Below are 20,498 nucleotides of genomic sequence, written 5' to 3' on the forward strand. Positions count from 1 at the left end.
AGTTTGATCTTTTTTCTCCTGTTAATTTATGGGTTGCAGGACAGTTACTTTAAATTAAAAGCATGGTTAACCGATGAGCAATCATTGCCGCTAACTTCCTTGATTTTAACTGGTGAAATGCAGCATGTTTCATCGGATGATGTACGTTTAGTCTTAAAAAAACAGAAAAATCGTTTGAATTTTTTCACACTGGAAATTGCAGAGATTCAGAAACAGATTGAAGATATGCCGTGGGTTTATTCTGCTTCAATACGTAAACAATGGCCTAATACAATAAAAATTCATATCGTTGAGCAATCAATTATTGCAATTTGGAATGATAAAATGTTGTTAAATCGGGGCGGGGAGATTATTCAAGCCTCACCTGAGAGCGTTTCCGGGCAGTATATTGCGCTCTATGGCGAAGATGAATTTGCCAGACAAGTACTGCAGACTTATTTGGAAGTTGAGCAGTTATTAAAAGTGAACAAATTTAAAATTGCATCTTTAAGTAATGATAAGCGTAACTCAAGCAGCATCATGTTAGAAAGTGGGATAGCCTTGCGCCTTGGAAAAGAGCAGAAACTGGACCGTATTCAGCGATTTTTAACTGTTTTTCCATTGATAGAAAGCAAATATGATATCAACACAATTGACTATTTAGATTTGCGCTATGATACGGGCATCGCGATTGGTTGGAAAAAAGAAAATCTTGATAGTTAATGACTAACACAAGATTGTGTCGTTAGAGAAAGATAAACAGTGAGTTTTGGATATGGACAGTAGTTATACAGTTGGATTAGATATTGGCAGCAGTAAAATTGTTCTCTTAATTGGCGAGCAGATGGCTAATGATACGATCAATGTCGTAGGTGTTGGAGAGGCGCCCGCCAAAGGTGTTGAACGGGGATCTGTTACTGATTTAGATGCTGTCGTTGCGGCAATTCAAAAAGCATTATCGGTTGCTGAAAAGATGGCAAACTGTAAAGTATCTTCAGTCAATTTATCCGTTTCCGGCACGCATATTGAGTCGAGAAATGAATCGGGCACCTGGGCTATCGAGGATAATGAAGTCACCCAGTATGATATTGCCAATGTTATTCATAATGCACAATCGGTGAGAATACGTGATGACCAGCGTTTATTGCATGTCATTCCACAGCAGTATGCAATTGACTCTCAAGAGGGTATTAATAACCCTCTCGGATTATCCGGAGTTAAATTAAAAGCGGATGTGCATTTGATTACCTGTCATAACGATCTGGTCAAAAATTTAGAAAAAGCTGTTGAGTTATGCGGTTTGTCAATCGATCAGCTAACCTTCTCCGGCGTCGCTTCGAGTACCGCTATTTTAAGTGATGATGAAAAAGAATTAGGCGTTTGCGTCGTTGATATAGGCGGCGGTACGATGGACATCTCAGTTTATATTGCCGGTGCATTGCGTTATAGCTTAGTGTTAGGTTATGCAGGAAACTCAGTGACTAATGATATTGCTTATGCATTCAGTTCCCCCCCGAGCTCAGCTGAAAAAATTAAAATAGAGCATGGCAGTCTGTTACGCGAGTCTGTTAGTCCGGACGAGTTGATTGAGTTAACCAGCGTTGGCGGTCGTTCGGCACGGACTCTGCAGCGGCAAAGGTTAGTTGAAGTGATTGAGCCTCGCTATAGTGAACTGCTTGGTTTAATAAGAAAAGAGTTAGGTAAACTCAATAGCGGACTTGAACTGGATGGTTTAAAACGGAAATTGGCTGCCGGGATTGTAATAACGGGTGGTTCCGCACAAATTGAGGGGTTAATTGAAGTCACAGAGAAAATTTTTGATAATATGCAGGTACGTATAGGTAAGCCGCAAAACCTGCAGGGGTTGGCGGAAGATGTCACTACACCTGCCTATTCAACAGCGTTAGGGTTATTGCGTTTTAAAAATGTACTGCTCAGCGAGGGTTATGAAGGCGTGGAAGTAAGCCGTTTCTCAGTGATTTTAAATAAGTTTAAGAGTTGGTTTTAAATAAATTTAAGAGCTGGATTAAAAAATAATATTAGTAATTAATTTTTGTATAACCAAGGCGGTGATACTATGTCTGATAATTCATATAAAGTGGAAAAAGAACAAATGTTTGAAATAGTCAATGATGATCATCAACAACAAGCTGTTATTAAAGTAGTCGGCGTAGGCGGCGGTGGCGGTAATGCGATCAACTACATGATCGAAAAGGGCTTAACTGGCGCTGAATTTATTGCTATGAATACAGATGCGCAAGCATTACGTTCATCAAAAGCAGATATTCGTTTACAACTTGGTGCAAATATAACCAATGGATTAGGTGCCGGTGCAAATCCTGAAATCGGCTATCAGTCAGCGTTAGAAGATAAAGATAAAATTCGTGAGCTGTTAACCGGTGCGGATGTGGTGTTTATCGCAGCAGGCATGGGCGGCGGTACGGGAACGGGCGCTTCTCCTGTAGTGACCGAGGTGGCTAAAGAACTTGGTGCACTGACTATTGGTGTTGTTTCCAAGCCTTCCACCTTTGAAGGCAAAAAACGTATTAACTACGCAAATCAGGGGATCGCCCGTTTATCTGAGCATATTGACTCATTGCTTATCATTCCCAATGATAAACTGCAGAAGTCATTACCGCGCGGGGTTTCATTTCTGGATGCTCTGAGTGCTGCAAACGGTGTGTTATATGATGCTGTTTCCGGTTTTTCGGCAATAATCAATAATGAAGAAAGCACTATCAATATTGACTTTGCGGATGTCAGAACGGTTATGACAGAAGCGGGCACTAATGCTGTAATGGGAATCGGTGTTGCTGCGGGCGAAGATCGTGCCGAAGAGGCTGTCGAAAAAGCTATCTCCTGTCCGTTACTGGAAGATGTTGATCTTTCCAATGCCCGCGGTGTGCTGGTGCATATTGTTGCAGGCATGGATTTCAGTTGGGATGAATACCATATCGTCGGTGATGCGCTGAAAGAGTTCGCTTCTGATGATTCGCAAATTATCTATGGTGTGACTGTTAATCCTGAGATTGATACCGGCGAATTGCATGTGACAGTTATTGTTACGGGCCTTGGTGAACGTAAGGTAGATCTTGCTGCGAACCCAGCTCCGGCGGTAAACGTTGAACCGCTCAAGCCTGAAGTAGCCAGCACCCCCGAAGTACAGGAAAAGCCAGAACCTGCGGCAAAAGCAGAGGGAAATTATCTGGATATCCCTGCATTTTTACGTAAACAAGCTGATTAAATTTTAATTACCAGTTTGCGATGTTGTTCACAAACTGGTAAAGTTCCGCGAGTTATGTATTCTAAAGAGAATAGTAGGAGGAACGATGATTAAACAAAGAACCCTTAAGAAGAGCGTCAAGTCAATTGGTATCGGCTTGCACTCCGGCAATAAGGTGACTATTGAGCTGCATCCTGCGCCTGCAAATACTGGTATTGTTTATCGTCGTATCGATCTGGATCCTATTGTTACTTTCAAAGCGCATGCGCAAGCTGTCCAGGAAACACTTTTGTGTACTTGTTTAGTTAACGAACAAGGGCAAAAAATATCAACGGTAGAACACCTGTCTGCTGCACTTGCAGGGTTGGGAATCGATAACATCATTATTGATGTGGATGCCCCTGAAATCCCGATTATGGATGGCAGTGCCAGTCCGTTTATTTTTCTTCTTCAATCAGCGGGTATAGAAGAGTTAAACAGCCCTAAAAAGTTTATTCGCGTTAAAAAAACCGTGCGTGTTGAAGATGAGAAAGAAGGCAAATGGGCTGAGTTACACCCGTCGAATAGAGGTTTTAGTTTAGATTTTAAAATCGACTTCGACCACCCGGTATTTGAAGGGCAAAATCAGCATATAGAAATGGACTTTTCAGGCGATCTTTTTGTTAAAGAGATCAGTCGAGCAAGAACCTTTGGTTTTATGAAAAGTGTTGAATACCTGCAATCAAATAATTTGGCATTGGGTGCCAGTTTGGATAACGCGATTGGTTTAGATGAGTTTCGTGTATTAAATCCGGATGGTTTACGTTACGAAGATGAGTTCGTTAAACATAAGGTGCTGGACGCAATTGGTGACCTTTATCTTTCCGGTTATACAATTTTAGGGCATCTGAAAGCCTATAAAACCGGCCATGCACTGAATAACCAGCTTTTATGTGCTTTATTAGCAGATCAGGAAGCTTGGGAAATGGTGACATTTGAAGAGCCGGTAGCTGAATCGCCTGTTCAGTACATTTCACCGGTTTACGCTGTTTAGCTGAACTGACAAAACCTTTAAAAAAGCCTTTAGTTTTCTAAAGGTTTTTTTTTGTCTTCAGTGTTTAGAGTATTTGGCTAATGAACGCAAAGCAGCCTGCAGTTCAGGATCAGCATCTTCGGCTAATGCTAATAATGACTCGGCAACGTCTGCCGGCATTTTTTCTGCCCGTTTAATATTTTTTTTCGGCTGAATATGCTGTTTGTTAGTGGTTTTAGCCAGCGCTGGGTTTACCTTGATATTGATCCGTGTTAATGCCGGTGCTTGCTGGCGTAACAGTGTCAGCAGCTCAGTGCGCATAAATTGCAGGTGCATCATCCAGGTCGCATCAGGAAGTTCTATAAGCAAGCTCCCATTTTGCAAATTTCCTATTCTATATCCTTCGATATTATGTTGTTTTAAATAGCTTTGTAGTAAACTGTTAAGCTTCGTGATCAGTGCCATATCATGTTGCAGAGCGCTTTTATTTAATAACGAAGAAACGGATTTTGGTTTTCGGGTTCTATTCATTAATTTCATCGACAGTAAATACACAATGAAGAGTATAGCGGTTATCTGCTCACGTAAGGAAACGGATTCTACTTTTAATTTATAAAAACTCTGCTGGCCTGTTGTTGTTTTACACTGAATTGCTTTGCAGGCTTGAAATAATATAAGTTAGCCACCATCTTCTTTAATTAAACAGCGTGTTAATAAAGTTGGTTATCTGCTTGCTATCCGGCATCATTTTATATGAATGGATCTGTTTTTATAAGCAATGCTTTGACTTTATCTATCTGTACTAGGGTCTGTTGATCTTTCGAGATTGTTTTTGCAGCAGTTTGTTGGTTCTTTATACAAGGCAGAGCCTGTGTAGTGTAGTTATTCTTCATAAACAGGCGATAACGCAGTAGAAAGGGCCAACAAGCGCTGCCCGTAGGGTTCGGCTAAAAGCGTTTTACTCTTTGTTGCGAGGTATTTACTTAGAATGACTAAGCTACACACCTCGCGTCGCGATTAAAACGCTTTTATCTCGAACAAAAATTAACCGCGAAAGGTCAACAGACCCTAGCAAAAAAGAGTAACGGCTTTCCGAAACAGGGTTTGGCGTAAACGGATTAACATTAAATTTATTAATTTTTATACAATGAGAAACATAAAATGATTACACAGCTAATAACAAAAATAATAGGCAGTCGTAATGACCGTTATTTAAAGAAACTGCGTAAAGTGGTAAATGAAATCAATAAATTAGAACCGCAAATGCAAGCGTTAAGCGACGCTGACTTAAAAGCTAAAACGGCAGAGTTTAAAGAACGCATCGCATCGGGTGAAAGTTTAGATGCCATTCTTGTTGAAGCCTTTGCTGTTGTGCGCAGTGCCTCTGAACGAGTATTCGGGATGCGTCATTTTGATGTGCAGTTAATTGGCGGCATGATCTTAAATGATAATAAAATTGCTGAAATGCGTACCGGTGAAGGTAAAACATTGACGGCGACACTACCGGCTTACCTGAATGCGTTAACCGGTAAAGGTGTGCATGTTATTACTGTGAATGATTACCTTGCCCGCCGCGATGCGGAGTGGAATGCCAAACTTTTTGAATTCCTGGGAATAACCGTTGGTATAAATATCTCGGGGATGGCGCCGGAAGAGAAGCACGCTGCCTATGCTGCTGATATCACTTATGGTACCAACAATGAATTCGGTTTTGATTACCTGCGCGATAATATGGCCTTTGAGGCGCAACAACGTGTTATGCGTCCGCTGCACTATGCCATCATTGATGAAGTTGACTCAATATTAATAGATGAGGCAAGAACGCCACTGATAATTTCCGGTCCAACTGACGGCGATGCCACATTATATTCTGAATTGAATAAAGTAATTCCTATGCTGACTAAGCAGGATAAAGAAGACACTGAAGAATATATCGGCGAAGGGGACTACACCGTTGATGAAAAAAATAAACAGGTTTTACTGACTGAGCGTGGCCAGGAAAAAGTAGAGCGTATTTTACAGGATCGTGGTTTGCTTGATCCGGAGCAATCATTATATTCTGCGTCGAGCATCAGTTTATTGCATCATGCCAACGCCGCACTGCGTGCCCACACTTTATTTGAAAAAGATGTTGAATATATTGTCACGGATAAAGGTGAGATTGTTATTGTTGATGAGCACACCGGACGGACAATGCCGGGGCGTCGCTGGTCTGAGGGTTTACACCAGGCGGTGGAAGCCAAAGAAGGTGTGCAAATTCAAAATGAAAATCAGACATTAGCATCAATTACTTTCCAGAACTATTTCCGCCTCTATGAAAAATTAGCAGGCATGACGGGTACAGCTGATACAGAAGCTTTTGAATTCCAGTCTATTTATGGTTTAGAAACCATAGTGGTACCGACCAACAAGCCGATGATCCGTAAAGATGGCGGTGACTTAGTTTACCTAACTGAGCAGGAAAAGTATCAGGCAATTGTGGATGATATTAAGACACGTCTGGATAAAGGTCAGCCGGTACTGGTCGGTACAGTATCTATTGAGCATTCTGAGCTGTTATCGCACTTAATGGATAAAGAAAAGATTAAACACAGTGTGTTAAACGCTAAATTCCATGCCAAAGAAGCTGATATTATTGCTCAGGCAGGAGCCTTAGGATCTGTTACTATTGCCACCAATATGGCGGGACGTGGTACCGATATTGTGCTTGGTGGCAACCTGCAGGCTCGTCTGGACAAGTTAGGTGATGTAAGCGAAGAAAAAATAGAAGCAGAAAAAACTGCCTGGAAAGAGGAGCACCAGAAGGTTCTTGATGCCGGTGGCTTATATATTATTGGTACTGAGCGCCATGAATCCCGCCGAATCGATAACCAGCTGCGCGGGCGCTCCGGACGCCAGGGGGATCCGGGTGAAAGTCGTTTCTATTTATCCATGGAAGACGCCCTGATGCGTATCTTTGCGTCAGAAAAAGTATCGAATATGATGAAAAAACTCGGTATGGAAGAGGGAGAAGCAATCGAACATCCCTGGGTTACCCGTGCTATCGAGAATGCGCAGCGTAAAGTTGAAGGGCGCAACTTTGATATGCGTAAATCGCTTCTGGATTTTGATGACGTGGCTAACGATCAACGTAAAGTGGTTTATCAGCAGCGTAATGGTGTGATGGATAGCGAGGAGATCACCGACACTATTGAACAGATCTGGGATGATGTGTTCAACAGTTGTGTTGATGAATATGTGCCGCCGCATTCACTGACTGAACAATGGGATCTGGAAGGGTTAGAGCGTCGTTTAAAATCAGACTTTTTAATTGAACTGCCGGTGCAGCAATGGTTAATCGATGATGCGAATCTTCAGGAAGAGACTATTCGTGAAAAAATTGTAGAGCATGCCAAAGATTTGTACCAGGCTAAAAAAGAGCAGGTTGGTCCGGCAATTATCGCCAGTTTTGAGAAATCGGTAATGCTGCAGACAATCGACTCATTATGGAAAGAACACCTTGCAGCAATGGATCATCTGCGTCAGGGGATCCACCTGCGCGGTTACGCACAAAAAGATCCTAAGCAGGAATACAAACGCGAATCTTTTGAGTTATTCTTACAAATGTTAGAAAACTTAAAGCGTGATGTTGTGACGATTTTGTCTAAAGTACAGGTGCAGTCGAAAGAAGAGGCTGAAGCCATTCAGGAACAACGCCGTCAGGCTGAAGCGAAGGCTAAACATGAAATGCAGCATGCACAAGCGAACCATGGTGAAACAGTTTCTGAAGAAAGTGCAGATGACACCTTTAAACGCCAGGAAAGAAAAGTCGGGCGGAATGAACCTTGCCCGTGTGGCTCAGGCAAAAAATTCAAGCAGTGCCACGGTAAACTTGCTTAGATTTCCCCCGCATTTTTAACGCTTAATCAGGCTCTTTTTTAAGAGCCTTTTTTATAGGAAAATTATCTATATGACCGAAATCAGTATTGCCATTGTAAAAAAAACAGAAAATTTATTTCTGATCTGCTTACGTCCTGATGGTGTCCATCAGGGAGGGAAGTGGGAGTTTCCCGGCGGCAAAGTGAATCAAAATGAAACGGCGGAACAGGCAATGTTAAGGGAGTTGCACGAGGAAGTTGCAATCACAGCCATTGATTACAGCTTATTTGATAGGATGTTTTTTGATTATGGTGATAAACAACTTAATTTAAATTTTTTCCTGATCAGTAAATTTAGTGGAGAGGCAATCGCTAATGAAGGTCAGGTTATGCGCTGGGTTAACAAAGCGGAATTAAAAAATTATACATTTCCAGAGGCTAATGCGGCCGTGATTGCCAAACTGTAATTTTTCATTGGTGCAGTGAATTCAGAAAATCCGGGTATTTCCAGAATCCTGTTGCGTACCACAATATTTAATAAATCTCTCTGATACGTTTATAACTGGCAAAACGCGGGACATTATTTTTTGTTTTTCCACTGAAGGTATAAGTGATTGTTGCGCCAACTGGCGGTGGATTCTCACGCTCCTGATCCGAGAAGCCTGTACCAATTCTGAAGCGTATCCCTGTTTCTGTTTCAACCAATAGTGCACCGAGCCTGCCGCTGTTTCGTCCCTTGCCCGGCAGGTGCTGAATAACCACAGCTTCTGCATCTTCCTGTTTTTTTAATTTCAGTAAATCCTTACTACGGGCTACCTGATAATAAGCATCCGCTTTATGCAGCATTAAACCTTCTCCACCCTGTGCGAGAACCTCTTCTAATAATGACTGTAACTGTTCATTGCTCTGCAGTTGCTGCTGTTTAATCAATTTAAGGTAGGGTGAATCACTTAACTCTATTAACTTCTCCAGAACTGCTAAACGTGCAGTGAAGTGCGCATAAGATCCGGGCATATCAAAAATCATAAAAGAGACTTGTTGCCACTCCTGATCCGTGGCATTTTGTTTGCGGGTGATGCTGGAAACCTTTTCAAATTGATTACGACCAATCCATAACTCACCATCTAAAGGGATGATCGGGAAGTCTTTAATAAACCAATCGGGAGCATGAAAAATATTACCCTGCTTAGAGATCAGTTGCTGGCCATTCCAATAGGCGCGCACACCATCAAGCTTTTCACTTACCCAATATTTTTCTATTTTAATATCCGGGTGATAAATTGTGGCAAGCTGTATAGGCGGTGGTGGGAGATCGCCTGCGTAGGATAATGGTGAAAAAAACAGAAGTAAAAGAACGTAAACACTATACAACATAAAAAACTCCCTAGCTGTTTTACCAGTTTAGGGAGTGTATTCCATAATTACCAATCAATCTATAAAACGCATTGATAAATCAACAGCCTGAACATGTTTAGTCAGCGCACCCACAGAAATATAGTCCACTCCCGTTTGTGCAAAAGAGAGAACGGTTTTGCTGTTTACATTGCCGGAAACTTCTAAGTCAGCTTGATAATTCGGGTTTTCGCGATTAATGGCGACGGCTTCCTGCATCATGGCAATGCTGAAGTTATCCAGCATTATGCGCCCGGCACCGGCCTCTAATGCTTGTTTTAATTCTGTGATAGACTCAACTTCTATTTCTACCAGTACTCCCGGTTTCTGGATTTTGGCCAGCTCAATTGCCGCGCGAATACTGCCGCAGGCAAGAATATGATTTTCTTTGATTAAATACGCATCATACAGGCCAATGCGATGATTAACACCGCCTCCACATAATACAGCATATTTTGAGGCATTACGTAAGCCGGGTATTGTTTTACGGGTATCGAGTAACTTACAATCTGTTTCTGCTATTAAATCTGTGTAACGCTTAACTCTTGTGGCAATACCAGAGAGGGTTTGTATAAAATTAAGGGCGCTGCGTTCACCGGTTAATAAAGTGCGGGCAGGGCCTTCAGCGGTGAATAATTGACTATCCGCTTTTACAAAATCACCATCTTTGACAAACCAGGTTATTTTGACCTGATCGCCGAGTTGTCTGAACACCTCTTCGGCCCATGCTTGTCCACAAAAAATAGCATCCTCACGTGTTATCACAACCGCTTTAGATTGTTTATCTTCAGGAATTAAATTCGCTGTGATATCGCCTTCCAGCGGAGAAAGTCCGTTTAAATCTTCATCTAAAGCAATTTTAACACTGCGGATTATATGTTGTGCAACCATGGTGAATTTCCATTAAAAATAAAAAAACAAATATTACCTTAATGCATTGTCAATACCAATCTTCTAAAGTGACAACACCAAATAAAAACAGCAAAATAGGTAATAAATCTAACCTAAAGGAAGAGCATGACATTAATTATCGGTTTAACGGGCGGCATTGGCAGTGGTAAATCAACGGTATCACGTTTTTTTTCTGAATTAGGCGTGCAGATTATTGATGCTGATTTTGTCGCACGGCAAGTTGTTGAAAAAGGGCAGCCGGCTTTAGCTGAAATTGCCCGGCATTTTGGTAATGAAATATTACAGCATGGAGAATTAAATCGGGCTCTGCTGCGCAAACTTATTTTTCAAAATGAAGAGCATAAATTATGGCTGAATAATTTATTACATCCTCTTATCCGCGCTAAAATATTGCAGCAACTGCTTGTGGTTAAAGGAGATTATGCACTATTGGAAGCACCGTTATTATTTGAAAATAAATTAGAACGATTAACCGATTACAATCTGGTTGTTGATATTGAGGAAAGGTTGCAGGTGCAAAGAGCATGTCAACGTGATAAAAGCAGCGAAGAAAGCATTAAAGCGATCATAAAAAGTCAAATAGATCGCCAACAACGTCTGCAGCAAGCTGATTTTATTATCGATAATAGCAAGCTTTCTCTGCCTGAATTACAAAGGAAAGTAATACTGCTTGATCAGCAATTTCGGAAATTGAAAAACTAATTCGCATTTGTTTCCTGTTTGTCAACTTTTACTGTATTGTTATGTTTTTTCCTGGATACCTTTAGATAGAAATGATCGCTTTTGAATACCCTCTTAATGAGAAAAGCCGCAGTTATTTACGTTTCGAGTTTTTATTCTCTCAACTCAAAATGAGTATCTCTTTTGAGCATGGAAATGACACGACCGTGTTTTTTAAAGCGTTATTTGAATTGCTTGAATTAGCAGAGCGAAGCGATATTCGCCATGATTTAGTTAAAGATTTACGTTTGTTATCAGAACAGATGCATGGTTGGCTAAATTATGAACAAGTTGATCGTCAGGCGGTTACAGACTTAATTGAACAAATTGAAGCACTTGTTCAGGCTGTACTGGCCTTGCCAAAACAACTGCGTTATTTTAAAAGTAACCGTTTTTTAACCTCTTTAAAGCAGCGCTTTTTTATTCCAAGCGGTACCTGTAATTTTGATTTACCGCAGTTTCACTTTTGGCTTGCCGGTGACTTAGAAAAACGTCAGAAAGATGCACAATCCTGGTTCAGTCATTTTGCCTGTCTGGAAAAAGCCTTAATATTATTCCTTAAAATAAAACGTTCTCAAGGAGTAGTCACAACACAACTCGCTAAAAATGGTTTTTATCAGGCTGAAGTTGAAAATTGTGGCTTTATTATTGTTGAAGTTGATCAAAAACAAGCGGTTTATCCCGTAATAAGCGGTCACAAGCATCGCTATTCAATCCGTTTTATGAGTGCTGCAAGTGAAACGAATACCCAAGAGAGTGTTTCATTTAAGCAAATTTGTTGTTAGGGTCTGTTGATCTTTCGAGTACAAATTTTGTTTAATCTAAAAGCGTTCTGAGCAAGGCGCGAGGAGCGAAGCATAGTTATTCTCTGTAAACGACGAGCAACGCAGGGCGCTTTTAGATGAACCCGTAGGGCAGCATTTGTTCGCGCGATCGTATTCGTTATCGCCAGCTTATGTAGAACAACTACACTACGCAGGCTCTGCCTTGTATAAAACACGAACAAATCGCTGCAAAAATGCATGCGAAAGATCAACACGCCCTAGGAGTTTTTATGAAAGTTAACTGCCCGACGTGCAAAAAAGAAGTTGAATGGATAGTTGAAAACAGCCACCGTCCATTTTGTTGTAAACGCTGCCAACTTATCGATCTCGGTGAATGGGCTAGCGAAGAGAAAGCAATTAAAGGTGAGTCGATCACTCCTGAGGATATGCCCCGGGATAAAACGATATATTTTGATTCATAACAAAGGCAAAATAAGAGTATGCAATTTAATGATTTTTTAGAAAAAATAAAGAAACAGCCGAACGAGATAGAATTCTCAGATGTAATCGCGTTAATAGAAAAAAATTACCGGTTTAGTGAAACTGAATTCCAAAATGGCCAGCATTTGAATTTAGCCGGTCAAAACAGTGGCTCCTGCAAGATATTTTCTTTTGCAAATTTGCATCATTTGGATGAGCAGCAGACACTGGCCTGTTTTGGCCGTTATTACCGGGAAGATGTTTTAAAGCATCCTCAGGCAAGCGATCATCAAAATATTCGTCAATTTATGATATCCGGCTGGCAGGGTATTAAGTTTTCAGGACAGGCGTTGACTGAAAAGTAATCTTTACAAAGCACATGAAGATGACCTTTTCATGTGCTTTAACTTTAACTTCCGGCCAATTTAACCGTGTAGCCTTTTTTCTCCAAAAGTGTTTTAACAAGATCGCGCTGATCGCCTTGAATTTCGATAACAAAATCTTTAACGCTGCCTCCCGTTCCAGTACGTTTTTTTATCTCTTTTGCAAGCTCTTTAAGTGCTTTTTCATCAAGTTGCAGACCTTTAATTAAGATCACTCCTTTGCCTTTACGGCCTTTAGTTTCACGATGAATACGAATGATGCCGTCACCTACCGGCGCTTTTTTTTTCTCTGCTGGTTGGTTTATTTTTCCACTATCAGTGGAGTACACAAGGTTAAGATCGCTGAAGTTCATATTCTCTTCCGGTAGTCATTTTTTGCCAGTTTAACATATTATTATACCCAAGCTACTTGAAGAAGCAGTTTGCTTATAAGAGAGCGAAAACGGGCAAGGTATCGTACAATTGCTTAAATTTCTGTAGCCATTGGCTCAATAAAATTTATTAATACTAGCACCGACTTGGCTTTTTTATTTCAGACAGCCCTGTCGCTATATTGTGTAACATTATGATTTTATTGTCTTTAAGTAAATTAAGAGTAAGCGGTTGTGAGTCAACAGTCAAGGGCTTAAAGCGAGCTGGGATCATAATGACATGCTGAAAGTTCCCGCCCTTCGGGAGCGCCTAAAAATCACTCATTCAGCGTTATGTCAACTCGAAAGAGATCCCTATTCCTTCGCTAACACGCCTTGTTCTCATTCATTTTCGCAGCGCAATATTAGATCATTTACTTGCTTAGATTGGTATAAAAATGCACGCGAAAGATCAACTGCCCCTAAAACGTGGTAAAATTCAAATAACATTAGGGTCTGTTGATCTTTCGAGATTGTCTTTCAGCAGTTTGTTGGTTCTTTATACAAGGCAGAGCCTGCGTAGTGTAGTTATTCTACATAAACAGGCGGTAACGCAGTCGAAAGAGCCAACAAGGGCTGCCCGAAGGGGGCGGCTAAAAGCGTTTTACTCTTTGTTGCGAGGTATTTACTTAGAATGACTGAGCCACACACCTCGCGTCGCGATTAAAACGTTTTTATCTCGAATAAAAATTAACCGCGAAAGATCAACAGACCCCAATAACAGGGGAGACAAACTTTCACCCGAAATTTATTGTAGTTGCTCAGAAAAGCAACAAATTCCAATGCTGACAGTTGGTTAATGATAAAAATTAATTTTCCAGCGGGTAAAGTGTTTTTATTTGTTGTTTTGACGCTGGCTAAATCTATTTAACCTTTGTACAATCCTCCCCCTGATTTTGAGGATGCTTAGCATTATTGAGTATTTATTGTTGTTAACGAGGCTTTCATGAATATTAAAAAAGTAAACCTATTGGATTTGAACCGCGAAGGTTTACGTGCGTTTTTTGTGGAATTAGGCGAAAAACCCTTTCGTGCAGAGCAAGTGATGAAATGGATTTATCACTATGGTTGCGATGATTTTGATCTGATGACTAACGTCAACAAAAAATTACGCGAAAAGTTAAAAGAGCGGGCTGAGATTGTTGCGCCACAAGTCAAAGTTGAGCAGCGCAGTAGTGATGGTACGATAAAATGGGCAATGACGGTTGGTGATCAGGAAGTTGAAACCGTTTATATTCCGGAAAAAGAGCGTGCAACCTTATGTGTTTCTTCACAGGTGGGCTGTGCATTAGCCTGTAACTTCTGCTCAACTGCCCAGCAGGGATTTAACCGTAATTTAACGGTCAGCGAAATTATCGGTCAGGTCTGGCGCGCTGCTAAAATCATCGGTGTGATGGGGGAGAGCGGCAAGCGTCCAATTACCAATGTGGTTATGATGGGTATGGGTGAACCATTACTTAACCTTAATAATCTTATCCCTGCATTGGAATTGATGCTCGATGATTGGGGCTATGCTCTTTCAAAACGCCGTGTCACTGTCTCAACTTCAGGTGTTGTACCGGGACTTGATATTTTAGGTGATCGTATTGACGTTGCTTTGGCGATCTCTCTGCATGCTGCCAATGATAAATTACGTTCGGAAATGATGCCGATTAACGATAAATACAATATTGCGGATTTCCTGGCGGGTGTGAAGCGTTATATCGACAAATCTAATGCAAACCGTGGTAAGGTGACAGTCGAGTATTTACTGCTGGATCATTATAACGACTCTACCGATCAGGCCCACGAATTGGCTCATGTTCTTAAAGATACTCCCTGCAAGATAAACCTTATTCCGTTTAATCCGTTCCCTGGTAATGAGTACCAGAAACCGAGTAACAGTCGGGTGGACCGCTTTAATAAAGTGTTAATGGAATATGGTCATACCGTAATAGTACGTAAAACACGCGGCGATGATATTGATGCAGCCTGTGGGCAACTGGTTGGCGATGTCATTGATCGTACCAAACGTACGATGAAAAAACGCCAACAGGGTGAAAATATCGCAATCAATGAACTTTAATGGTAACTAGTTGGAATTGCAGGCAAGATAAACTGTTCTAAGTTCCATCAAAGGTCATAAAATGGATGAAAGGCTGAGTCTTTTCATTCAAATATGTTGCAGGTGTTTGTGGATATTGCCCGCCCTAGTCGTTAATATATTGCTATATTGATGATCTCTTAGATAATTTAGCGCCATTTTGAGGAATATATGCAGCAACTATTTGTTTCTATTTTATGTTTGTTATTATTATCAGCTTGTACCTCAACTGAAGTTACTACTACCACAAAAAACTCCGCAACAGGTCAGAAATTGGCTTTTGACCCGAAAGGTGCGGCAGAGATACGTGTTAAGCTTGCCATACGTCTTATAGAAAATAAACAGATGCAGCAAGCGAAAGAAAATCTTGAAAAAGCCTTAGAGTATCAGCCCAAAGATGCGAATGTATATCGTGCTTTTGCCTATTATTATGAAAAAGTAAATGAAAATGATACAGCGGAAAAGTTGTATAAAAAATCTTTATCGCTGGATCGAAACAACTCAGATACTTACAATAATTATGGTGCCTTTTTATGTAGGCAAAAGCGTTACGAAGAAGCGGAAAAGGCATTTTTAACTGCCATTGAGCAAACAAGTTATACAAAGGTTGCCGATACTTATGAGAATGCGGGATTGTGTGCCGAAGAGGTGAAACATTTCGATAAGGCGTTATTCTATTATCAATATTCACTTTCCCATAATCCCAATAAATTATATTTGCATCTGTTTCTGTCCAAAATAAATATCACCCAAAAAAATTATAAAGAAGCACAGTTAAATTTAATTAATTACCAAAAACAAAATGGGCAGTCTGCTGAAAGTTTATGGCAGTGGATTCGCTTAAGTTATGCCACAGAAAAGAGTGCGAGTCTTAATAAATATGCTGCACTCTTATTAGAAAAATTTCCTGAATCACGTCAAGCATTAGATTATTTAAATCATGAATACTATAGATAACGAACCCCAAAAAATAATGACCCCGTTAGGCCTCGCGCTACATAATGCCCGATTAGAGGCCTCATTGTCCGTTGATGAGGTGGCCGGACGTTTAAATCTGGGCAGAAGTGCTGTCAGGGATTTAGAAGGCGACATAACAGCGCTAATTGAAAGCGGCAAATACGCTCCGATTTACCTGCGTGGTTATCTGGCTAATTATGCCAAATTGGTTGCCTTAAAGTCTATTGACGAATTTGCCGAGTATCAGCAACTGGCAAAATCGCCAAAGCCTGAAAGCAGCTTAAAGGCAACGGCCAGTGCCGTGCCGGCCGGTAAAAAGAAATTAATTCCCCTGTGGTTTGTCTTTATTCTGCTGGTAATTGCAGTTGCAGTGGGCATTGTGAACCAGTTCGGTTTGTTAAGTACAGGTTCATCAGCAAGTATTGAAACTGAAGCTCTATCAGAAAACAACCTGAATGAAGGGAATAAAGCTTTTAATCCGCTGCCGATTGGTCAGGAAGAGTCCCCTGAAGTGGAAAACGTCACCACTATTAGTAGTGCTGAAGAACAAACTGCCGACGAACAAAATGAAACGCTTGAAACGATTGAATATATTGACAGTGCCGAACCGCTAAGCAACCGGGAAATAACACCAATCGTAATCGATGAAGCTGGTGGCACAGAGCAAAGAGATACAACTGCTGACGTCACCGAGGTTATTGCTGATGCTCAGCCTGCACAGCAAAAAACTTCTGGCAGCGAGCTGCTGACTTTATCTTTTGTAAAAGATTGCTGGACTGAAATAAATGATGCGACTGGTAAACGCTTAGCTTTCGGTCTTTATAAAGAGGATTTTGTTCTGGCAATAGAAGGTGTTGCCCCTTTTAAAGTCAAGTTAGGTGATCCAAGTGCAGTTGCCATAAACTATCAGGGAAAAAGCCTCGACCGTGCTTTTGTCGCGGGACGCACGGCAAACTTTTATATCCCGGAGTAAATCCTTCAAGCATTTGTTTTTAAAGATATTCTATTAAAAAAGAGTAAAAGTATTATGAGCCATTCTTCTTCAATTATACGCCGTGAATCAAAACAGATCATGGTTGGTAATGTTCCTGTTGGTGGAAATGCACCCATTACCGTGCAATCGATGACCAATACTTTAACCACTGATGTTGCCGCAACCGTTGCACAGATCAAACGCTTAGAAGCCGTTGGTGCAGATATTGTCCGAGTTTCAGTGCCGACCATGAATGCAGCAGAAGCTTTTAAGGAAATTAAAGCACTCACTAATATCCCACTGGTTGCAGATATCCATTTTGATTATCGTATCGCACTTAAAGTGGCTGAATATGGCGTTGACTGTTTGCGCATTAACCCCGGTAATATCGGCAATGAACAACGTATCCGTAGTGTGGTTGACTGTGCCCGGGATCGTAATATTCCTATTCGTATTGGTGTAAACGGCGGCTCCCTTGAAACGGATATTCAGGAAAAATATGGCGAACCTACTGCACAGGCACTGGTTGATTCCGCCTTGCGGCATGTTGATATTTTAGACCGGCTTAATTTTGATCAGTTTAAGGTGAGTGTAAAAGCTTCTGATGCACTGTTAGCAGTTGAATCATATCAATTACTTGCAAAGCAGATCATTCAACCACTGCATCTGGGCATTACTGAGGCAGGCGGGTTGCGCAGTGGCTCGGTTAAATCAGCAGTTGGTTTGGGGATGTTACTTGCGCAAGGGATAGGCGATACTCTGCGGGTATCATTAGCTGCTGACCCAGTTGAAGAGATTAAAGTGGGTTTTGATATTTTAAAATCATTACGGATCCGTAGCCGTGGCATTAATTTTATCGCCTGCCCGACCTGCTCACGTCAGGAGTTTGACGTTATCTCCACGGTTAATGCATTGGAGCAGCGTCTTGAAGATATTATTATGCCGATGGATGTTTCCATTATCGGCTGTGTGGTCAATGGCCCGGGAGAAGCACTGATTTCTGATTTAGGGATCACCGGGGGGAAAAATAAAAGCGGTTTTTATGAAGACGGCGTGCGTCAGCGTGAGCGTTTTGATAATGACAAGGTGATTGATCAGTTGGAAGCGAAAATTCGAGCGCGTGTCAGCCGCATGGATCAGAAAAATATTATCGTCAAAGGCTAAATTACCGACAACTTAAATCTGTCACAAGCCCGTTATTTTTCAAATAATAACGGGCTTTTTTATAAGTTGTTAAATTAGATATTATAAATTGTCTGAGAAACCTTGCTGTATAGTTTCATCTAATCTGAAAAGTCCTTATAATAGCTCACTATTTTATTATCAACTGTATTCGGAAATCATTGTGGCAAAAAAGATCCAAGCAATTCGTGGCATGAACGATACCCTTCCTGAGCAAACACCGGTCTGGCAAAAATTAGAGTCATTATTCAGGCAAGTGGTGAGCAGTTACGGCTACTCTGAAATTCGCATGCCGATTGTTGAAAACACCAATCTGTTTAAGCGCTCAATCGGTGAAGTAACTGATATCGTTGAAAAAGAGATGTATACCTTTGCCGATCGTAACGGTGATAGCCTAACTTTGCGCCCCGAGGGTACAGCATCCTGTGTGCGTGCCGGGAACGAGCATGGTTTATTATATAATCAAGAACGCCGTTTATGGTATACCGGCCCTATGTTCAGGCATGAACGCCCGCAAAAAGGACGCTATCGTCAATTTCACCAGTTTGGCGTGGAAGCTTTCGGTATTGCCAGTGCAGATATTGATGCGGAAGTGATCCTGCTTTCTGCCCGTTTATGGAAACATCTGGGTATAGATAACCAGGTAGAACTGCAGCTCAACTCTTTAGGCTCTAACGAAGCGCGCGCGTTATATAAAGATGCACTGGTTGAATACTTGTCAGCTCATGTTGAACAGCTCGATGAAGACAGCAAGCGCCGTATGACCAGCAATCCGTTACGCGTTCTGGACAGTAAAAACCCTGACATTCAGGCTTTATTGGTTAATGCGCCCAAACTTTCTGAGTATCTTGATGCGGAATCCGTTGAGCACTTCGCCACTCTGCAAAAATACCTTGATGCAGCGGGTATTAAATACGTTATTAATGAGCGTTTAGTACGTGGTTTAGATTATTATAACCGTACTGTATTTGAGTGGGTGACCAATAGTCTTGGCGCTCAGGGCACTATTTGTGCGGGCGGCCGTTACGACGGGTTAGTTGAACAGCTTGGTGGCAAGGCCACCCCTGCAGTCGGTTTTGCGATGGGACTTGAAAGAATCATTTTAATGTTGGAAACTCTTTCATTAAACGATGATGTTAAAAAAGATGTTGATATATATAGTGTATTAGTCGGTGATGGCGCAGATACTGCCGGTTTTAAGATAGCTGAACAAATTCGTACGCAGTTACCGCAGATTAAAATGATGCATCATTGTGGTGGTGGTAATTTTAAAAAGCAGATGAAACGTGCAGATAAAAGCGGCGCCCGTTTAGCACTGATTATCGGTGAAGATGAGTTGAACAGTGGTTGTGTCACAATTAAAGACTTACAAGGCCAGTATGAACAACAAAGCGTTGCAATCGATGAGCTAACTGAGGTATTACCTAGTTATTTTTAAGCAAGCCTGTTTAACTGCATTATTTATAAAAATATATAACAAGGAATAACAAGTGGTCGATATTATCGAAGGTTACGAAACAGAAGAGCAACAAGTTGATGCCATTAAGCAATGGTGGAAAGAAAACGGCAATACATTAATCATTGCTGCCGTTGTTGGTTTGGCCGGGCTTTGGGGCTGGCGTTTTTATAACGAGTCAGTGATCAGCAGCCAGGAGGAAGCGTCACAGGCTTATACGGACACGCTGGTCAAAGTTGAACAACTCGGCGGCGAAGCGGGACTTGCCGAGCTGCAAACCTTTGTTGCCAATAACCAGGATAATAACTACGGCGTATTGGCTGCTTTATTACTCGCCAAAGAAGCGGTAGAGCAGAAAGATTTTGCACTGGCTAAAGCGCAATTTGTACAGCTGCAGACGCAAAATGAATATGCCCCGCTTAATGCACTGATCAACCTGCGTTTAGCGCGGGTGGAAGCTGAATTGGGAGAATACTCCCAAGCGCTGCAGACACTGGCATTAATTACTGATGAAAGTTTTTTAGCCAAAGCTAACCAGGTTAAAGGCAGCATTTATTTAAAACAGGGTGAGTTGGAAAAAGCACGCTCAGCCTTTCAGGATGCAGTAAATGCAACTCAGGGAAATATTGATCCTGTTTTACAATTACAATTTGATGATCTTGCCGGCGTGGGCGAAGCAGTGATGGCAGCACCCATTCTTGACACAGAAAAATAG

The 20,498-nt window shown here is 41.4% G+C and carries 20 protein-coding genes and 1 pseudogene; 16 read left to right on the plus strand and 5 right to left on the minus strand.

Annotated elements, in window-relative coordinates:
- Positions 1-3: 3 nt before the first annotated feature.
- The 4 genes from ABZA00_RS00325 to lpxC all read left to right on the plus strand — a co-directional run bounded on the left by ABZA00_RS00325 (position 4) and on the right by lpxC (position 4,235).
- A complete protein-coding gene (locus ABZA00_RS00325; protein ID WP_372880145.1) occupies positions 4-702 on the plus strand; it encodes an FtsQ-type POTRA domain-containing protein in 699 nt (232 codons plus the stop codon).
- Between the two features lie 52 nt (positions 703-754).
- Positions 755-1,987 carry a cell division protein FtsA gene (ftsA, locus tag ABZA00_RS00330; RefSeq protein ID WP_372880146.1) on the plus strand — a complete coding sequence of 411 codons (1,233 nt, stop codon included), beginning with the start codon at positions 755-757 and terminating at the stop codon, positions 1,985-1,987.
- 69 nt (positions 1,988-2,056) lie between these two features.
- Complete coding sequence (gene ftsZ, locus ABZA00_RS00335) at positions 2,057-3,223, plus strand: cell division protein FtsZ (protein ID WP_372880147.1); 1,167 nt, start codon at positions 2,057-2,059, stop codon at positions 3,221-3,223.
- Positions 3,224-3,308: 85 nt separating this feature from the next.
- Positions 3,309-4,235: a UDP-3-O-acyl-N-acetylglucosamine deacetylase gene (lpxC, locus tag ABZA00_RS00340; RefSeq protein WP_372880148.1), complete on the plus strand. Its 927-nt coding sequence runs from the start codon at positions 3,309-3,311 to the stop codon at positions 4,233-4,235.
- 57 nt (positions 4,236-4,292) lie between these two features.
- On the opposite strand, the gene ABZA00_RS00345 is transcribed toward lpxC, so the two are convergent.
- Together ABZA00_RS00345 and ABZA00_RS00350 are read right to left on the minus strand one after the other, a co-directional pair.
- Positions 4,293-4,745 (minus strand): DciA family protein, encoded by a 453-nt coding sequence (locus tag ABZA00_RS00345; RefSeq protein WP_372880149.1) that lies wholly within the window; start codon positions 4,743-4,745, stop codon positions 4,293-4,295.
- A gap of 258 nt (positions 4,746-5,003) precedes the next feature.
- Positions 5,004-5,219: pseudogene (locus tag ABZA00_RS00350) on the minus strand (hypothetical protein).
- A gap of 156 nt (positions 5,220-5,375) precedes the next feature.
- Between ABZA00_RS00350 and secA the strand changes: the two are divergent.
- Both secA and mutT read left to right on the plus strand, forming a co-directional pair.
- Positions 5,376-8,093 carry a preprotein translocase subunit SecA gene (secA, locus tag ABZA00_RS00355; RefSeq protein WP_372880150.1) on the plus strand — a complete coding sequence of 906 codons (2,718 nt, stop codon included), beginning with the start codon at positions 5,376-5,378 and terminating at the stop codon, positions 8,091-8,093.
- A gap of 70 nt (positions 8,094-8,163) precedes the next feature.
- The gene (mutT, locus tag ABZA00_RS00360) at positions 8,164-8,538 is read left to right on the plus strand and encodes an 8-oxo-dGTP diphosphatase MutT (protein ID WP_372880151.1); all 375 of its coding nucleotides are present in this window, start codon (positions 8,164-8,166) and stop codon (positions 8,536-8,538) included.
- Between the two features lie 67 nt (positions 8,539-8,605).
- On the opposite strand, the gene ABZA00_RS00365 is transcribed toward mutT, so the two are convergent.
- Together ABZA00_RS00365 and nadC are read right to left on the minus strand one after the other, a co-directional pair.
- A complete protein-coding gene (locus ABZA00_RS00365; RefSeq protein ID WP_372880152.1) occupies positions 8,606-9,445 on the minus strand; it encodes a DNA ligase in 840 nt (279 codons plus the stop codon).
- 54 nt (positions 9,446-9,499) lie between these two features.
- Positions 9,500-10,354: a carboxylating nicotinate-nucleotide diphosphorylase gene (gene nadC, locus ABZA00_RS00370; protein ID WP_372880153.1), complete on the minus strand. Its 855-nt coding sequence runs from the start codon at positions 10,352-10,354 to the stop codon at positions 9,500-9,502.
- Between the two features lie 126 nt (positions 10,355-10,480).
- Between nadC and coaE the strand changes: the two genes are divergently transcribed.
- The 4 genes from coaE to ABZA00_RS00390 all read left to right on the plus strand — a co-directional run bounded on the left by coaE (position 10,481) and on the right by ABZA00_RS00390 (position 12,704).
- The gene (gene coaE, locus ABZA00_RS00375) at positions 10,481-11,077 is read left to right on the plus strand and encodes a dephospho-CoA kinase (protein WP_372880154.1); all 597 of its coding nucleotides are present in this window, start codon (positions 10,481-10,483) and stop codon (positions 11,075-11,077) included.
- Positions 11,078-11,148: 71 nt separating this feature from the next.
- Positions 11,149-11,880: a cell division protein ZapD gene (gene zapD / locus ABZA00_RS00380; protein ID WP_372880155.1), complete on the plus strand. Its 732-nt coding sequence runs from the start codon at positions 11,149-11,151 to the stop codon at positions 11,878-11,880.
- A 269-nt stretch (positions 11,881-12,149) separates the two neighbouring features.
- Positions 12,150-12,341, plus strand: a complete 192-nt coding sequence (gene yacG, locus ABZA00_RS00385) for a DNA gyrase inhibitor YacG (protein ID WP_372880156.1) — start codon at positions 12,150-12,152, stop codon at positions 12,339-12,341.
- 18 nt (positions 12,342-12,359) lie between these two features.
- Positions 12,360-12,704 (plus strand): HopJ type III effector protein, encoded by a 345-nt coding sequence (locus ABZA00_RS00390; RefSeq protein ID WP_372880157.1) that lies wholly within the window; start codon positions 12,360-12,362, stop codon positions 12,702-12,704.
- Between the two features lie 44 nt (positions 12,705-12,748).
- Here the strand turns inward: ABZA00_RS00390 and yciH are convergent, their stop codons facing one another.
- A complete protein-coding gene (gene yciH, locus ABZA00_RS00395; RefSeq protein ID WP_372880158.1) occupies positions 12,749-13,075 on the minus strand; it encodes a stress response translation initiation inhibitor YciH in 327 nt (108 codons plus the stop codon).
- 1,003 nt (positions 13,076-14,078) lie between these two features.
- Between yciH and ABZA00_RS00400 the strand changes: the two genes are divergently transcribed.
- The 6 genes from ABZA00_RS00400 to ABZA00_RS00425 all read left to right on the plus strand — a co-directional run bounded on the left by ABZA00_RS00400 (position 14,079) and on the right by ABZA00_RS00425 (position 20,498).
- Positions 14,079-15,197, plus strand: coding sequence for a bifunctional tRNA (adenosine(37)-C2)-methyltransferase TrmG/ribosomal RNA large subunit methyltransferase RlmN (locus tag ABZA00_RS00400; protein ID WP_372880159.1), 1,119 nt, complete (start codon positions 14,079-14,081; stop codon positions 15,195-15,197).
- A gap of 189 nt (positions 15,198-15,386) precedes the next feature.
- Positions 15,387-16,172 carry a type IV pilus biogenesis/stability protein PilW gene (pilW, locus tag ABZA00_RS00405; RefSeq protein ID WP_372880160.1) on the plus strand — a complete coding sequence of 262 codons (786 nt, stop codon included), beginning with the start codon at positions 15,387-15,389 and terminating at the stop codon, positions 16,170-16,172.
- A 16-nt stretch (positions 16,173-16,188) separates the two neighbouring features.
- A complete protein-coding gene (locus ABZA00_RS00410) occupies positions 16,189-17,145 on the plus strand; it encodes a RodZ domain-containing protein (RefSeq protein ID WP_372880161.1) in 957 nt (318 codons plus the stop codon).
- 54 nt (positions 17,146-17,199) lie between these two features.
- Positions 17,200-18,309 (plus strand): flavodoxin-dependent (E)-4-hydroxy-3-methylbut-2-enyl-diphosphate synthase, encoded by a 1,110-nt coding sequence (gene ispG / locus ABZA00_RS00415; RefSeq protein ID WP_372880162.1) that lies wholly within the window; start codon positions 17,200-17,202, stop codon positions 18,307-18,309.
- A 181-nt stretch (positions 18,310-18,490) separates the two neighbouring features.
- Positions 18,491-19,765 (plus strand): histidine--tRNA ligase, encoded by a 1,275-nt coding sequence (hisS, locus tag ABZA00_RS00420; protein WP_372880163.1) that lies wholly within the window; start codon positions 18,491-18,493, stop codon positions 19,763-19,765.
- A gap of 52 nt (positions 19,766-19,817) precedes the next feature.
- Positions 19,818-20,498, plus strand: coding sequence for a tetratricopeptide repeat protein (locus ABZA00_RS00425; protein ID WP_372880164.1), 681 nt, complete (start codon positions 19,818-19,820; stop codon positions 20,496-20,498).

The organism is Psychromonas sp. (assembly GCF_041586535.1).
In the GTDB taxonomy this organism is placed as follows: Bacteria; Pseudomonadota; Gammaproteobacteria; order Enterobacterales; family Psychromonadaceae; genus Psychromonas.

What these genes read in the sequence shown, in the direction of transcription:
- ftsA (WP_372880146.1), top strand. Translation starts at nt 755, where the DNA reads ATGGACAGTAGTTATACAGTTGGATTAGATATTGGCAGCAGTAAAATT.
- ftsZ (WP_372880147.1), top strand. Translation starts at nt 2,057, where the DNA reads ATGTCTGATAATTCATATAAAGTGGAAAAAGAACAAATGTTTGAAATA.
- lpxC (WP_372880148.1), top strand. Translation starts at nt 3,309, where the DNA reads ATGATTAAACAAAGAACCCTTAAGAAGAGCGTCAAGTCAATTGGTATC.
- ABZA00_RS00345 (WP_372880149.1), bottom strand. Translation starts at nt 4,745, where the DNA reads ATGAATAGAACCCGAAAACCAAAATCCGTTTCTTCGTTATTAAATAAA.
- secA (WP_372880150.1), top strand. Translation starts at nt 5,376, where the DNA reads ATGATTACACAGCTAATAACAAAAATAATAGGCAGTCGTAATGACCGT.
- mutT (WP_372880151.1), top strand. Translation starts at nt 8,164, where the DNA reads ATGACCGAAATCAGTATTGCCATTGTAAAAAAAACAGAAAATTTATTT.
- ABZA00_RS00365 (WP_372880152.1), bottom strand. Translation starts at nt 9,445, where the DNA reads ATGTTGTATAGTGTTTACGTTCTTTTACTTCTGTTTTTTTCACCATTA.
- nadC (WP_372880153.1), bottom strand. Translation starts at nt 10,354, where the DNA reads ATGGTTGCACAACATATAATCCGCAGTGTTAAAATTGCTTTAGATGAA.
- coaE (WP_372880154.1), top strand. Translation starts at nt 10,481, where the DNA reads ATGACATTAATTATCGGTTTAACGGGCGGCATTGGCAGTGGTAAATCA.
- zapD (WP_372880155.1), top strand. Translation starts at nt 11,149, where the DNA reads ATGATCGCTTTTGAATACCCTCTTAATGAGAAAAGCCGCAGTTATTTA.
- yacG (WP_372880156.1), top strand. Translation starts at nt 12,150, where the DNA reads ATGAAAGTTAACTGCCCGACGTGCAAAAAAGAAGTTGAATGGATAGTT.
- ABZA00_RS00390 (WP_372880157.1), top strand. Translation starts at nt 12,360, where the DNA reads ATGCAATTTAATGATTTTTTAGAAAAAATAAAGAAACAGCCGAACGAG.
- yciH (WP_372880158.1), bottom strand. Translation starts at nt 13,075, where the DNA reads ATGAACTTCAGCGATCTTAACCTTGTGTACTCCACTGATAGTGGAAAA.
- ABZA00_RS00400 (WP_372880159.1), top strand. Translation starts at nt 14,079, where the DNA reads ATGAATATTAAAAAAGTAAACCTATTGGATTTGAACCGCGAAGGTTTA.
- pilW (WP_372880160.1), top strand. Translation starts at nt 15,387, where the DNA reads ATGCAGCAACTATTTGTTTCTATTTTATGTTTGTTATTATTATCAGCT.
- ABZA00_RS00410 (WP_372880161.1), top strand. Translation starts at nt 16,189, where the DNA reads ATGACCCCGTTAGGCCTCGCGCTACATAATGCCCGATTAGAGGCCTCA.
- ispG (WP_372880162.1), top strand. Translation starts at nt 17,200, where the DNA reads ATGAGCCATTCTTCTTCAATTATACGCCGTGAATCAAAACAGATCATG.